The sequence below is a fragment of the Vibrio ouci genome (genome assembly GCF_004551525.1).
GTDB classification, from domain to species: domain Bacteria; phylum Pseudomonadota; class Gammaproteobacteria; order Enterobacterales; family Vibrionaceae; genus Vibrio; species Vibrio ouci.
In genome coordinates, this window is sequence record NZ_SATR01000061.1 from 1 (window position 1) to 15,060 (window position 15,060).

Genomic DNA, 15,060 nt, shown 5'->3' on the forward strand with positions numbered 1-15,060 from the left:
AACAAAACCTCAAACACTTTCAATCCCAACTGGATGGGGACTTTGATGTCGTCAATCACATCCACCTCTACAAAGGCATGGCATTAGATTATCAAGGAGTTAGAGAGCTAAAGGACTTCATGGAACGTGATTTCTAGACATGAAAAGTGGCGATAAGATGCCCTAAATTATCTTTGGGTATCCGAGAAAATACGAACCATCGCCACTTTGTCGCCATTCAAAGACGAACACCAGCCTAACCAACTGATAAAAAACAATTTAAATTAGCGCCTCACAAAATGATCTGTTTCATCACCACTTATCAATCCCGCTAATACCTGATATCAGCGGGATTTTTCATGTCGTCCGCTTAGCTTTACCTACTAAATCTATGGTTGATCCACACTCTATCATTTGATAATAATTATCATTACATGTTTTATGAGGTGTGTATGGACAACCAGAACGTTCTCTACAATGCGTTTTACAAAGCGCAAGATCGCTTTTTAGAGCGGTATACGCAAAACGGTTTCGAGCCTGATATCATCCATGACTATATCCACTCTGGAATGATGTTGTCGTCGTTGTACGAGAATGGCTGCGACGATGAAAACCCGCTGCTTTACGAACTCTTTTTGCGCCAGCTTTATTATCATCTTATCGACGCCATTCAGGATCCTGTGCGAAGCCGCACGTTCAGACGCGTCTGTTTAGATTCGATACACACGCCCCTTCTATGTCTTAAGCGCCACTATTACCAATGGGAAGATGGCGACATTAAGTTTTTATACCTACAACAATTATTACAACGCGTACAAACGCCATTAGATTAGATTAGATTTCAAAAGGATCGAGATATGACTTTAGGCTCTACAACCCAAGAATTTCGTACCGAACAAGACAGTATGGGTGAAGTAAAAGTCCCAGCGGATGCACTTTATCAAGCTCAAACTCAGCGCGCGGTCGATAATTTTAAATTCAGTGCTCACACCATGCCGGTGCCTTTTATCCAGGCGCTTGCTTACATTAAGCAGAGTGCGGCGTTGACCAACTCAACTTTAGGCCTGCTTGAAGGCGATATAGCACAAGCGATTAACGAAGCTGCGCAAACCATCATAGACGGCGAGCACATCAACCAATTCCCTGTTGATGTATTCCAAACTGGCTCTGGCACCAGTTCAAACATGAACGCCAATGAAGTGATTGCAACCTTGGCATCTAATTTACTTGGCGCTCCGATTAGCCCAAATGATCACGTTAATATGGGTCAAAGCAGCAACGATGTTGTCCCTACAGCGATTCAGGTCAGCACTGCCATTGTCGCAGAAACTCGGCTTATCCCAGCGTTAAACCATCTTGTTGCTACGCTAGAGTCTAAACGAAAGGAAATTGGCGAAAAGGTTAAAACAGGTCGCACCCATTTGATGGACGCTATGCCAATCACTTTCGGCCAAGAAATGGGCGGCTGGCAATATCAAATTGAGCAAGCTCTGGCCGGTATTCAACACTCACTTGTCGCGGTTAAGGCGCTTGCCCAAGGTGGGACGGCAGTTGGGACAGGAATCAATGCCGACCCAAGGTTTGCCGCTAAGTTTGCCGATAAACTAGCTCAAGTGACACGAATTGACTTCACTAGCAGTGATAACTTTTTCTATAACTTGAGCAGCCAAGATGCGATTGTCGCACTCTCGGGCCAGCTAAAAACCGCCGCAGTGGCAATGTTAAAGATTGCCAATGACTTACGCTGGATGAACTCCGGCCCATTGGCAGGTTTAGGTGAAATAGAGCTTCAAGGTTTACAGCCAGGCTCTTCAATCATGCCGGGGAAAGTAAACCCAGTGATACCTGAAGCGGTAGCCATGGCCTCTGCTCAAATCATTGGCAACGACACCACCATTACCGTTGCAGGACAGTCCGGCAACTTCCAGCTTAACGTGATGCTACCAGTAATCGCACACAACGTATTGGAGAGTATAGAACTGCTGACAAACAGCGCAACATCCCTTGCCGATAAGGCAATTACGACGTTCACCGTTCATGAAGACAACCTCAGTGTGGCTTTATCTAAAAACCCTATTCTTGTTACGGCACTAAACCCTGTCATTGGGTATTTAAAAGCGGCGGAGATCGCCAAGAAAGCCTACAAACAAGGTGAAGCCATTATTGATGTAGCCGAGCGTGAGACGGAGTTAGATCGAGCGACACTAGAAAGATTGTTGGATCCTGTAAAACTGACCGAAGGCGGTATTGCGGATTAATAGAGCGGGATGAAAACTTGAAAGCACACATCCTTGTGCTGTGTGCTCTGGATTAAATCCAAACCAGAGACAATAACAAAAATGGCAGTGCGATTACTGAAGCCATTTTTGCTAGCGCCATTGTTTCTCTTAGTAGTACTTCACGTTTCGGTGAAGTTGCTACTGTCGAATACGACGCCGCAACTTGCGCGCTATTCATATGTCCTCACACATTTACAGCAATGAAAGGAGCGGCAATTCTATCGATTGGCTAATCCAACTGCAACTTAAAACACGGCGGCATGATCCACCAGCCAACGACCGTCAATTCTCATCATCACCATTTCAGCAACAAACTCCCCTTTTGCAATGCTAAAGCCTTGCTTCCAGACGAAGGCGATGGAGTTTTCGCGTCTAAAAATCTCGACAGGAGTTCGCTCAGTGAACAAACCTTTTTCTTGTTGGTACTTCTTAACGACACGCTCAAAGTATTCAGGATGAACAATGTCACTTAAGCGTTGAGTAAAGTCCTGAACATGGCGTTGATGGTCAATCTCTGTTGATGCTTGCATCAAGTTATCCATTAAACCATTACCAATTTCCCACAACTGCTCATCACTGTATTGAGTCATTTCCATGTGCGTTCCTTTTTTAAACCGATGCCTACCATTTTCACATCAAATAAGAATCAGTATCAATAGCCAATCTGGGTGATAACTATCTTATGGTCTGAACCATTCGGACGCGCAACACTTTGCCTTTCACATATTCGCCGACCACTAGCCGCCGATTTCAGCCACAAGTGATCAATCGCAATCATTGAGAAGTCTGGAGTGGAAAAGTCACTTGCCCAATTTGGCCAACTCGCGACAGGAAGGGTCTGATAACTCGGAAACAGCGTACCAAACCTTAAGCTGACTGAAGACAAGTTGAAATCACCGACAACTAACACTTCTTCGTCAGGGTAGATTTCGTTTAGAGATTCGATGGTACGTATTAAAGCATTACGCCTGTACCATAAAGGTTTTGTCCTTGGTGAAGGAGGATGAGCCGCAACCAGTGTCATTGCAATATGCTTATTGGGGTGCCAAGTACCACGGATGATCGCTTGTTGATCTGGCGTCATATAAACCGACATATTGGTTAATGGCGAACGGCTTAATATCATTTGACTTGAAGGGTAGCCCACCCCTTCCTGACCGCCATAATAATAGGGATAGATATCCGTTAAGCTTTGTAGCTTTTCCCCCACTTCAGGGGCCACTTCTTGAAGAACAACGAGATCCTTAGGCGCAGACATTAAGTAATTAATAAAAGCATTCACATCATCATTTGCGTAATAGAGATTGTACTGGGCTATGGTGATTGGATTAACACAGTTACTTACTTGCTGTTGGTGGGATTTTGGTGCAAGCATAAAAAATACAGAAGATAACAGCAGACAAGTTACACCAGCAAACCAATGGCGACATAGCAGTAACGCTGCACTCATAGCCCAATACGCGATCAAAAACAGCGCAGGAAAAGCAACGATATTTTCTACCCACCATGTCGTCTCATAAAACGACAGCGTCACCCAAGCTATTGCCGGAGTAAAAACCACAAGCCATATCATCACTCTTTTCACAATTGTCCACCTTGCAAAAAACTGTGTTAAAAGTATGGCTCAGGTTAATTAGATATACCGACTAATAATTTCCTGCAACGCCCCATTGGCTTTCATTTCAGCTAAGCGTTGATTGATAAACAGCCTAATTTCTGGCTTCATCTCACCAGAAAATGCCAAATGAATTGGGTAATCAGCAATAACATCACTAAACGCCTCTAAACGGAAACTCTGCTCCGTTAAGCCCAGTCGATTTAAATGGTATTTTACGCGCGATTCCATTTCGACAAACGCGGTATCACTCGGCAACCTCTCCATGATGCTAAACGCAGCCTGATAGTTTTTAACCCGAATCTCGCTAAAGTCGCCCTGCTCAATATAAGGGGTTAATTCTGCGTAGTCGAACCCTAGTAGTAACACCAAGCCTTTCCCTTTAATTGAGCCAAGGTCCTCATAATGAAAAGACGCTTTCGTACTGGTTACCAAGGTATGTTTCACCTGATAAATCGGTAAATCCGATAGGTGTTCAGATTGAACCCGCCCCCAGTTTGGACTCCCATACGTAACCCAGTTTTGTTCACCGCCCGCCTCAAGTGTCGAAATCATTCGATTGAAAGGGTAAGTGTGATAATTGAGTTGATAATCACTTCCGGCAAATACTTCGGCAATAATATCTGAAACAATACCCTTATGACTCTTGCCTTGTTCCTCAATTTGAAATGGCTGCGCCTGCCCTGCAATCACATAGTAATTAACGACATCACTTGCCATTGTTTGATACGTGCTAACGCTAAAAACCAGTGCAATCAATGAATTTAGTAACCTAACCCGCTTCACCGCCAACTCCTTGTAATTTTTCTTCCCACTTTATCGATATTAATACTAGGCTAATTATAAGCAACAAGACACATTTGATATGGACTGTTAACCAATGAAGCAATTGAATTGGGGTATTGCCAAGCAGCTTGTAATCACCATAGTGACAGTAAGTGTAGTACTGGCGCTCATCATTGCCGGAATAAATTTTTATCATGGCTATCGATCAGAGTTGGATTCCATTGATCAAAAATTACATCAATTGGAAGAGAGTTTTCTTGCGAGCATCAGTGCCAGTCTATGGGTGGTTGACACCGAGCAAATTGAGACTCAAATAAAAGGGATCTACCAACTCCCTTATGTAGATTCTGTCACACTTGAAGACGGCACTAAGGTTATGGCCTCCGCAGGGCAGGTCGACAGTGAGCATATCATTGTCCATCAATGGCCAATCACCCATTCACTTGGTGATAAGGAATTTACCATCGGCACTCTCACCATAGAGACCGACATTGCTCCTCTACATAGTCAATTATGGCGCGACTTTCTGTGGCTGCTATCAGTCACTCTACTCCAGACCAGCATCATAGTTGCGAGCTTACTTTATATCGTGTTAACCATGATTGTGCGGCCTATCCAGAATGTTTCCCGCGCAATGTCAGACTTTGAAGGTAGCTTTACTCCCAATAAGATTACTGGCCATCCCCGTAAGTTCAATGATGAAATCACGCAGCTAATCAAAAAATACAACACCTGTATTGCTCAACTAGAGATTAACTATCAACAGCTCAAATCAGCCAAAGAAAAAGCTGAAGTCGCCAATGTTAAGAAAAGCGAGTTTCTCGCCAATATGAGCCACGAAATTCGAACGCCTATGAATGGTATTGTTGGCATTGCCACCCTATTAGAAGAGACAGATCCAAATGAGGTACAAAAAAGCTACCTAGATATACTTAACAGCTCATCAAGCACCTTACTTGATATCATTAACGACATTCTTGATTTCTCAAAGATTGAGGCGGGACACTTTTCATTGAGCAATGAATCCTTCGATATTCGTCAACTACTTCAACAACAATCCAATGAATACAGCATTCGAGCTGCGCAGAAACAGCTGATGTTCCAATGCAATATTGAACCCAACTTACCTAATGAAATTAACGGTGACCAAGTAAGATTAAAGCAGGTGCTAAATAACCTCATCGGCAATGCGCTTAAGTTTACTCAGCAAGGACATATCGAACTTAAAGTAAATTCGTTACGTATTGAGCAACACCCTCACTTATACATTGAGGTCAAAGATACCGGTATTGGCATCGACCAAGAGAATCTTTCCTCTATCTTCGAAAAATTCCAGCAAGCGGACGGCAGTACAACAAGAAAATATGGAGGTACAGGCCTTGGCTTAGCGATCAGTAAAAAAATCATCGAGATGATGGGGGGTGAACTCAAAGTAATGAGTCAAGTCGGGCTTGGTAGCAGTTTTTACTTCACCATTCCAATGAACATCACCAATTCCGACGTGAAAGAGTCCCCTCCGGTCAAACGGAACTTAGTCAGCTTCACTGAAAAGTACTCTCAGGATGAGATTACGTTGATTAATGACCAAGTCGATAGCGACATTAACGTTTTGGTTGTCGAAGATACTAGAGTGAATCAGCAAATCATTAGCGTGATGCTCAATCTACTCAATATCCATACAACCATCGTCAATAACGGCCAAGAAGCCATAGACATTTGTCATACACGCCAATTTGACGCAATTATGATGGACTGTCATATGCCCATCATGGACGGTTATGAAGCGACACGGATGCTACGCAGTTATGATGATTGGCGCGGTGAGGTTCCGATCATCGCTGTCACCGCTAATGTCATGAAAGAACATAAGGCACTGTGCTACCAGTCCGGAATGAACGACTTTCTAACCAAGCCGGTTGAACCCAAAAAAATACGTTCTGCATTACTTAAACATATTCCTCATTTGCAGCACGCACTTAATGATCTTGGCGAAACAGAAAGGCAAGCGACTTAGTAAAAAGCCCAGAAAAGCAAACAGTTGCACATGTTGGGTTCTCATATTTTAACTGAATTCTATAAAATTCCGTTATTCGTTCAATGTTCGAAAAATATGGCCGCTATAATTACTGTTCTTTTCATATTTAGCTAAGGAGCAGCATGACTAAGCTAACTGATAAAAAACTGCTTAATCTCATCACCTATGCTCCTGCTACCATTGTCGCCGTCTTTACCTTGTTGTGGGTGGTCCTAACCGTTAGGGATACCATTCTTAGTTCACGAGAAGAGCTCGACTACCTCAAACATGAATATGAACAACGACGTCTGGCCACATTAACCAATCGCGTCGAATACGTTCTTGAACAAATCCAATTTTCTCGCACTCAAGTGGAAGACAAACTGGAAGACACGATCCAAGAACATATTTATGAAGCGCATGCGATTGCAACCCGTCTGTACGAAAGCAATAAACATCTTCCGGAACAACAAGTCACCAAGTTAATAACAGATGCATTACGAGACATCCGTTTTAATCAGGGGCGTGGCTACTTTTTCATCTACAAAACTGATGGCATGAATGTCATGCACCCCCTGCTTCCACGAGTTGAAGGCACCTCTTTGTGGGATTTCAAGGATGTTCGCGGTAGCTATATTGTCCGTGAAATGGGTGAACTGGTAAAAAGAGAAGATGAGGCTTTCTATCGTTGGTGGTTTGTTAAGCCAGAAAATCGTAATAAAGAGTTCGAGAAAGTCGGCTTTGGTAAATACTTCGCGCCATACGATTGGTTCATCGGAACTGGCGATTACGTTGTTGACGTTGAAAATGACATTAAACAAACGTCGTTAAAATGGCTGAGAAACCTTAGATTTGGTGATTATGGTTATGTCTTTGTGCTTGCTAACGATGGCACCATTCTTTCTCACATCAACGAATCTTTAATTGGACAAAATACTTTTGCTATTGGTGATGAACAATACCAGCAAGCGTCACAACGTATCATGGAGGCAGATAAACAATTCGTAAATTATATTGCTGCTGCAGGCCCAGACGACGTCGCGAGTCTTTCCAAAACAAGTTATGTTGTTAAAGACCAAAATTGGGGCTGGACTATTGGAGCTGGCGTGTATGATGCGCTTAGCGAGCAATACTTTAAAGAGCGTGAAGTTGCCGCTGAAGAAGAACAGCAAAAAACACTGCAACAGCTGTTACTTATTGGCATTGTCACCACCATCATTGTCGCCCTATTCTCATATTCATTAAGCCGCTTAATCGCCAATCGTTTTAAAAAGTTTGAAAAGCGCATTAACTACGATTTTGAAAATCTGCAACACACCAAAGATCAATTGGAATATATGGCGAGTCACGATGAACTGACTGGCCTGCCGAACCGCTCACTACTCCATCAACATATCACTGAAGGTATCGAGCTATCCGCTGAGCACTGTTGCCAACTGGCAGTTATGTTTGTAGATCTTGATGATTTTAAAAAGGTTAACGACCTCTATGGCCACAGTGCTGGCGATCGATTACTCAGTGAAATCGGCAAAAAATTCGATGCTTTCTTAGGCCCAAATGACTACGTGGCACGCTTTGGTGGCGATGAGTTCATCTTCTGCTTTTCTAACCTTAAGAATCTCAGCGAAACTGAATCTAAGGTAGAACAAATTAAAAACGTATTTAAGCAGCAGTTTGTTATTGATGGCAAAGTACTCTTCGCCAGTTGCTCGATTGGTGTCTCTATGTACCCTTCCGATGGCGATGACCCTGAAGAGCTGATTTCCAAGGCTGATATTGTGCTGTACAAATCAAAAGCACGACAAAAAGGTGACGTACTGTTTTTCGATAGCTCCATCAATCAGCAAGTTCAATACGACTTCCTTCTTGAGCGCGAACTTCGAGAGGCAATCGACCGAGGTGAGTTTACGGTTCACTATCAGCCGCAGGTAAATGCCGAAACAGGCGCACTACATGGCGTTGAAAGCTTACTGCGTTGGTATAACCCACAACTGAGTCAGGTATCACCGCTTGAGTTCATCTCACTGGCAGAAGAGATCGGCTTGATCAGTGAGATTGGCGAGTTTGTCTTAAATAAAGCCTGCGAAGAATTTGTTCACGTATTCCCGTCTCCGGAATCAGACTTGGTTCTTTCAATCAATATTTCGCCAATGCAACTGATGAATAACAATTTTATTCCTCAGCTTAAGAGCATTACCGCCAAGCATAAATTGCCAAGTCATCGCATCACATTAGAAATCACCGAAAATGTGCTGATCAACGATTTGCCTAAAGTGGAACCCATCATTAACCAGGTCAAACAGCTGGGTTTTACTGTCGCGTTAGATGACTTTGGTACCGGTTATTCGTCACTCAGTTATCTGAGCAACTTGCCATTAGACGAGTTAAAAATTGACCGAGTTTTCGTCGATAAAATGCTGAGCTCAGAACAGAGTGACTCGCTGGTAAAAGCGATCCTTGCTATCGCACGTTCAGGAAACATGCGCGTGGTAGCTGAAGGGGTTGAGACAGAAGCACAAAGAGCGATACTCATTAAATATGGCTGTGACCTTCTTCAGGGCTATTTGATTGAGCGCCCGATTCCGATCGATCAGTTAGCAAGTAAGTACGCGGACACAGGGTCCGACTTTGTTATCTGATCTTGCGCTGATTGCACCTATTTCTCCCTTATGAATTGAATTATTTTGGCTTTTCCATAGCGAAAACGATTCAATTCACCACCGACTCATTCATTGCATAAATGCAACTTATCTTTTCATTTTTCGATGTTTAAGCGTTATTAGCAAAAGTGTTATTTTATTGTTCATTGGTTACACAGCTATAAAGAACTACTAATAAAGTCTAATAGCTCGTAACAGTCTGGATAAGGATGCTGGACCAACAATCTCCAAATAGCGACAATAATTGTTGTCCCTTTCGCCCGCGTAATTAGCTACTACGCGGGCTTTTCTTTATCTCACGACGGCATTGCCAACAGCATTCGCCATCATCTTAGATGTCACAAATCACATTTCTCACTTTCAATTGCCATTAATTAATCACTTGATTAAATAGTGATTAATAATTGTTATATCGAAGATATTTTCGTCACCCTATAATTAATCATACGTTTAATAAACGAGAGTAACGACAACATGAATATGGCTAGGAAAGCCGGACGTCCCAGTGATGACATCGATGCGCGGCAAGCACTGATCGATGCCTCACGCGATCTCTTTACGGTTATGCCCTACAACAAAGTCTCTACCCGCTTAGTGGCAAGTAACGCTGGCGTCAATGTCGCGATGATTCGTTACTATTTTGGCAATAAGGAAGGCCTATTTGAGACCATGCTACGTGAAACCATCGAGCCGATGAAAATTCAAATGCAGCGCATGGTCAAAGACAGCTCGCAGAAAAATTTTCTCGACATTATGCGTACCTATTACTGCGAAATGATCAAAGTGCCACTCTTCCCTCGATTGATCGCACAGGTCATGAATATGGACAGCTCAGAAACTCAGCGAAAGTTACTGGAAAAAGTGTTTACGGACGTCAGCCAGCCAATGCAGTCAATCATGTTCGATAAACTGGTCGAGAGCGGCATTCTACGCCCAGATGCCGATCCTAGGTTATGTAAAGTCTCCTACATTAGCTTGATGGTATTTCCGTTTATTGCCCCACCCGCAATGCTGGCTATTCATGGTATTGAGCTTAACGAAGAATTTCTAAACCAGTTGTTTGAACACAACATCAAGCTTATGACCCACGGCTTTTTGCAACCAACTGAATCGCAGGATTAACGATAATGAAAATAAATAAGAAACTACTGTTCTTCCCAGCGCTTGCCGTTGGAGTCATCTCACTCATTGTGGCTGTGGAGCTAAAACCCGACCTTCCCGTCAAACCTGCCAGTGATCGCGCTAGGCTGGTCGACACGGTACCGCTAGAGCTAAAGGCGATGGCCCCTCTGGCGATTGGATTTGGTAAAGTCGCGCCGAAAATCGAATGGAACGCAATTGCGGAAGTCACCGGAAAGGTGGTTTATCGCCACCCACAACTTGAGAAAGGTCAAATACTCCAAGCAGGAACCGAGATTTTGCGAATCGACCCGCTCGATTACGAACTCAAACTGGTACAAGCTCAAGCCGATTTAAAATCTGCTCAAACCTCTTTGGCTAAGCTGAACCAAGAAGAGTCAAATCTAAAAGAGACGCTGAAAATCGAGAAAAACCGTCTCGTGATCGCTAATAAAGAGCTGGAACGAAAACAGAACCTGCGTAAGAAAGGGTTAACGTCACAATCGGATGTTGATCAGCAAACGCAAAGTGCCCTATCACAGCGTAAATTGATGTTAGATATCGAAAACCAAATCGGTCTGATGCCTGATGAAAAACGTGTCGCTGAAGCTCTGGTTAAAGTGAATACGTCCAAGGTTGAAGAAGCCCAACGCTCACTGGAAAAAACCATTATTACGCTGCCTTACGACCTGCGTATCGCAGATATTGAGATTGAGCAAAACCAAGTTGTTAACTTGCAACAGACCATGGTCACTGGTCACGGTATGGACGTGATGGAAGTCGAAGCACAACTGTCAATCCATGACATGCAAACTCTCGCATCTAGCTTAGGTGAGTTCGCTCGTGATGAAACCGGGATTCCTCAGCCAAACAAATCATCAATCCAAGCAAGTATTGAGCTAAGCAGTGGTAATTTGAAAGCTAGATGGCCTGCGAAAGTAAGTCGTATCAGTGAAACTGTCGACCCAAATCAAGCCACTGCCGGAGTGATATTAGAGATAGAGCAAGATTACCGCAATTTGAATCCAACCTCGGTACCGCCACTGGTGAATGGCATGTTTGTCCGCGCCTCAATCGAAGGCCAAGCCAATCCAAGTTGGGTAATTCCAGAGCGAGCACTGCATGGCGACAAAATCTATTTAATGGATGACGAGAGCAAACTGCAAATCAAGACGGTCAATGTTGAATATCGCCGAGACAACCAAGTGGTGATTGACGGCGACTTAAACCAAGGTGACAAACTGATCTTAAATGATTTACTGCCTGCGATTAACGGTATGTTACTCAAAGAGTCGAGCTCAGAGGAGTCTGCGCAATGATTCGATTCTTTGCTAAGCACCCCACCGCCGCCAACCTCTTGATGCTTGGTTTATTGGTATTGGGCTTAACTTCCCTACCCAACATTAAGCGTGAGACGTTTCCTGAATTCGATCCACCGTACATTATGGCAGGCGTTGTCTACCCTGGCGCCTCGCCACAAGAGGTAGAGGAAAGTATCTGTGTTCGTATGGAAGACGCAGTAGATGGCCTTGCCAACATTGAAGAAACCCAATGCGAGGCGATTGAAGGCTCAGCACGTTTAATCTTAAAGCTTAACGAGCGCGCTGACATTGGCCGCATGCTGATTGATGTTCAAACTCAGATCAATTCCATCAACGATTTTCCTCAAGAGATTGAATCCCCAATCGTCCAAGAGTTAGATTGGAACGAACCTGTTGTCGACGTCGCCATCACGGCGGATACCACATGGCCTGAACTTAAAGCCTATGCAGAGCAGCTTAAACGAACGTTAAAGCTTGATTATGATGTCTCTTTGGTTGATGTTGCGGGCTTTTCTGATCATCAATATCGCGTTGAACTTGATTCACAAGCTATGCGACAACTGGGACTCAGCGTCGGTGATATTGCAGATCAAATCGGTCGCCAAAATATCAAGCTACCAAGTGGTAACGTCGAAACGCCTGACAAAAACTTTTTGATTCGTTTTGATGAGCGCCGCACCACGCCGCAAGAGCTAGAAAGCATCGTCGTTGGCTCTGGGCCTAATGGTTCGATCATCCGCCTGCGCGATATCGCAACGATTACCGACCGTTTCGAGTTGGACGAACAAAAAGTCCTTTTCGATGGTCATCCTTCAGCGTTACTTAAAGTAAGTAAGAACAAAGAGGATGACGCACTGCGGATTAAAGATCGCGTATCTCAGTTCGTCGAAGACCAACAAGCAATAGCCCCAACCGGCGTTAAACTTGAGCTCACCAATGACCTATCGTCGGTATTGTGGGATCGACTCACCATGATGGTTCGCAACGGGTGGCAAGGTATCGTTTTAGTCTTTGCGACCATGTGGCTGTTCTTTAGCTTACGTTACTCATTCTGGGTTGCTGCAGGTCTACCTGTCGCCTTCCTTGGCGGTTTATTCTTGATGGCGCAACTTGGCCTTTCCATCAATATTATGTCGCTGGTCGGCCTGCTTATGGCCATCGGTATCATGATGGATGATGCGATCGTGATAGCCGAATCCATCGCGTCTCACCTTGATCGGGGGGAAGACGTCGATAACGCCGTGATCAAAGGAGTTAAAAAGGTTTTACCTGGTGTTATTTCCTCCTTCCTAACCACAGTATGTATCTTTGCTAGCCTACTCTTCCTTGAAGGCGAAATGGGTGCGGTATTAAAAGCAGTGCCGCAAGTGTTGATCCTTGTATTAACCCTGAGCTTGGTCGAGGCATTTTTGATCTTGCCGAATCACCTCTCTCACTCTTTGCATAAGGAAAAACGAGAAAAGCCACCAGCGAAATTTAAACAGAAACTACTGGATAGCTTTGAAAATTTCCGTAATACCACGCTGGTTAATGCTGTTGAGAAAGTGGTTGAGTACCGCTATGCCTTTTTAGGTGGTGTTGTCGCCCTATTGTTAATCTCTGTGGCAACCATCGCAGGTGGGTTACTTAAGTTTCAGCCTTTCCCTGAACTCGACGGTGATATTGCCGAGGCACGTATCATCCTTCCTCCTGGTTCTTCTTTAGCGCAAACCGAAGCGGTGGTTGACCGAATTGTTGCTTCAGCGCAAAAGCTCGACACGCAATGGAGTAAAGAGGTAGAGAACGGCACCCAACTGGTTCAACACATTACCAGCCAGTTTAACGCCAATGCTGACGCTAATGAATCAGGGCCGCACATTGCCACTGTTAGGCTTGATTTACTTGGCGCAGAAAGCAGAAACACCGTAATCGATGACTTCATCGCTGCATGGCGCGCTGACATTGGCGAACTTGCTGACCCTATCTCACTGGTATTTAAACAACCGACTATGGGACCGGGTGGACGTGCGATTGAAATTCGTGCCAAACACGATGACTTAGACGCGTTAAAAGCGGCTTCGATTGATATTCAACAATACTTGAACGAGTTCGATGGAATCCACGGCGTGCTAGATGACATGCGCATGGGTAAAGAAGAAGTTCTGGTTAAACTACGCCCGGGGGCAGAAACCTACGGCATCAATGGCCAGCTTATCGCCAACCAACTTCGCGCCGCGTTTTTCGGCCAAACCGCCGATGAGATTCAGATTGGGGTAGAAAATATCTCGATTGAGGTACGTTTGAATAAGGTTGAAGCTGGCGATTTACAGCAACTGGCCAACTTCCCAATTATCATGCCTGACGGTAGCCAGATTCCGCTGGCAACGATAGCGACACTCGATTTCCAACGTAACTATGTTCGAATCCAGCGTATTGATGGCCTGAGAACCATTAGCGTATTTGGTGATACCGATAATACCAAGGTCAACTCAACGGCGGTGATTACTCAATTCCAAAAAGAAGAAGCGCCTAAGCTAATGGCCAAATATCCTGGGCTAAGATTCGACTTTGAAGGTGAAGCGAAAGACGCAGCAGAAACCGGCGCCTCAATGGGTAAAGGTTTCTTGCTTGGACTATTTGGCGTGTTTGCGATACTCAGTTATCAGTTCCGCAGCTACCTAGAACCTTTTGTCGTCATGCTCGCCATTCCCCTCGCCTTTATTGGTGTCGTTTGGGGCCATATCTTACTTGGTCACTCACTCAGTATGCCGAGTATGATGGGCTTTGTGTCGCTCGCAGGTATCGTGGTCAACGATTCAATCTTATTGGTGCAATACATCCGCCACCATGTCGATGATGGCGATAGCGTGCATGACTCGGTAGTCAAAGCCAGCCGTGAGCGTTTTAGAGCGGTATTTCTAACCTCAATGACCACTGCAGCTGGCCTGTTACCGCTACTTACTGAAACCAGCTTGCAGGCTCAGGTCATTCAGCCATTAGTCATCTCGATTGTGTTTGGTATTTTTGCATCGACACTGCTGGTGCTGTTTATGATCCCTGCCGCCTACGCCGTATTGGCTGACTTTGGATTGGTGCATAAACATGAAGAGATCTAATTACCGCACTAACCGATAAACTTAAAAAAGCCAGACGCTATGTCTTAATGCCATTCGGATAAGCGCTAACGCTTATACCTAAACGGATATTTGGCCGGAACAAAGAGGACTGAACGTGGAAACGTTCGGTCCTTTCTTTTGTCTGGTAAAATGAAATGGCTGACGCTTTCTCGCATTTGCTTGAGCTTGAT

Annotated in this window: 11 protein-coding genes; 7 read left to right on the forward strand and 4 right to left on the reverse strand. The window is 44.4% G+C overall.

What is annotated here, in order from left to right:
• The first annotated feature begins 431 nt into the window (after positions 1-431).
• Complete coding sequence (locus ELS82_RS21775) at positions 432-812, forward strand: hypothetical protein (RefSeq protein ID WP_134837323.1); 381 nt, start codon at positions 432-434, stop codon at positions 810-812.
• Between the two features lie 24 nt (positions 813-836).
• Positions 837-2,237, forward strand: coding sequence for a class II fumarate hydratase (locus ELS82_RS21780; protein ID WP_134837324.1), 1,401 nt, complete (start codon positions 837-839; stop codon positions 2,235-2,237).
• Between the two features lie 52 nt (positions 2,238-2,289).
• On the opposite strand, the gene ELS82_RS26430 is transcribed toward ELS82_RS21780, so the two are convergent.
• The 4 genes from ELS82_RS26430 to ELS82_RS21795 form a co-directional block, all read right to left on the reverse strand.
• Positions 2,290-2,436 carry a hypothetical protein gene (locus tag ELS82_RS26430; RefSeq protein ID WP_167489450.1) on the reverse strand — a complete coding sequence of 49 codons (147 nt, stop codon included), beginning with the start codon at positions 2,434-2,436 and terminating at the stop codon, positions 2,290-2,292.
• Positions 2,437-2,503: 67 nt separating this feature from the next.
• Positions 2,504-2,854: a hypothetical protein gene (locus tag ELS82_RS21785; RefSeq protein WP_134837325.1), complete on the reverse strand. Its 351-nt coding sequence runs from the start codon at positions 2,852-2,854 to the stop codon at positions 2,504-2,506.
• A 56-nt stretch (positions 2,855-2,910) separates the two neighbouring features.
• Complete coding sequence (locus tag ELS82_RS21790; protein ID WP_134837326.1) at positions 2,911-3,843, reverse strand: endonuclease/exonuclease/phosphatase family protein; 933 nt, start codon at positions 3,841-3,843, stop codon at positions 2,911-2,913.
• 48 nt (positions 3,844-3,891) lie between these two features.
• Complete coding sequence (locus ELS82_RS21795) at positions 3,892-4,659, reverse strand: substrate-binding periplasmic protein (RefSeq protein ID WP_167489452.1); 768 nt, start codon at positions 4,657-4,659, stop codon at positions 3,892-3,894.
• 94 nt (positions 4,660-4,753) lie between these two features.
• Between ELS82_RS21795 and ELS82_RS21800 the strand changes: the two genes are divergently transcribed.
• From ELS82_RS21800 to ELS82_RS21820, 5 genes are all read left to right on the forward strand, one after another.
• A complete protein-coding gene (locus tag ELS82_RS21800) occupies positions 4,754-6,673 on the forward strand; it encodes an ATP-binding protein (RefSeq protein ID WP_134837327.1) in 1,920 nt (639 codons plus the stop codon).
• A gap of 143 nt (positions 6,674-6,816) precedes the next feature.
• On the forward strand, positions 6,817-9,312 hold the full coding sequence (locus tag ELS82_RS21805; protein ID WP_134837328.1) for a bifunctional diguanylate cyclase/phosphodiesterase: 2,496 nt from the start codon (positions 6,817-6,819) through the stop codon (positions 9,310-9,312).
• Between the two features lie 495 nt (positions 9,313-9,807).
• Positions 9,808-10,455 (forward strand): TetR/AcrR family transcriptional regulator, encoded by a 648-nt coding sequence (locus ELS82_RS21810; RefSeq protein WP_134837329.1) that lies wholly within the window; start codon positions 9,808-9,810, stop codon positions 10,453-10,455.
• A 5-nt stretch (positions 10,456-10,460) separates the two neighbouring features.
• Positions 10,461-11,771, forward strand: coding sequence for an efflux RND transporter periplasmic adaptor subunit (locus ELS82_RS21815; protein ID WP_134837330.1), 1,311 nt, complete (start codon positions 10,461-10,463; stop codon positions 11,769-11,771).
• Positions 11,768-14,869 (forward strand): efflux RND transporter permease subunit, encoded by a 3,102-nt coding sequence (locus ELS82_RS21820; RefSeq protein WP_134837331.1) that lies wholly within the window; start codon positions 11,768-11,770, stop codon positions 14,867-14,869. Before ELS82_RS21815 ends, ELS82_RS21820 begins: the two co-directional genes overlap by 4 nt.
• Positions 14,870-15,060 lie beyond the last annotated feature (191 nt).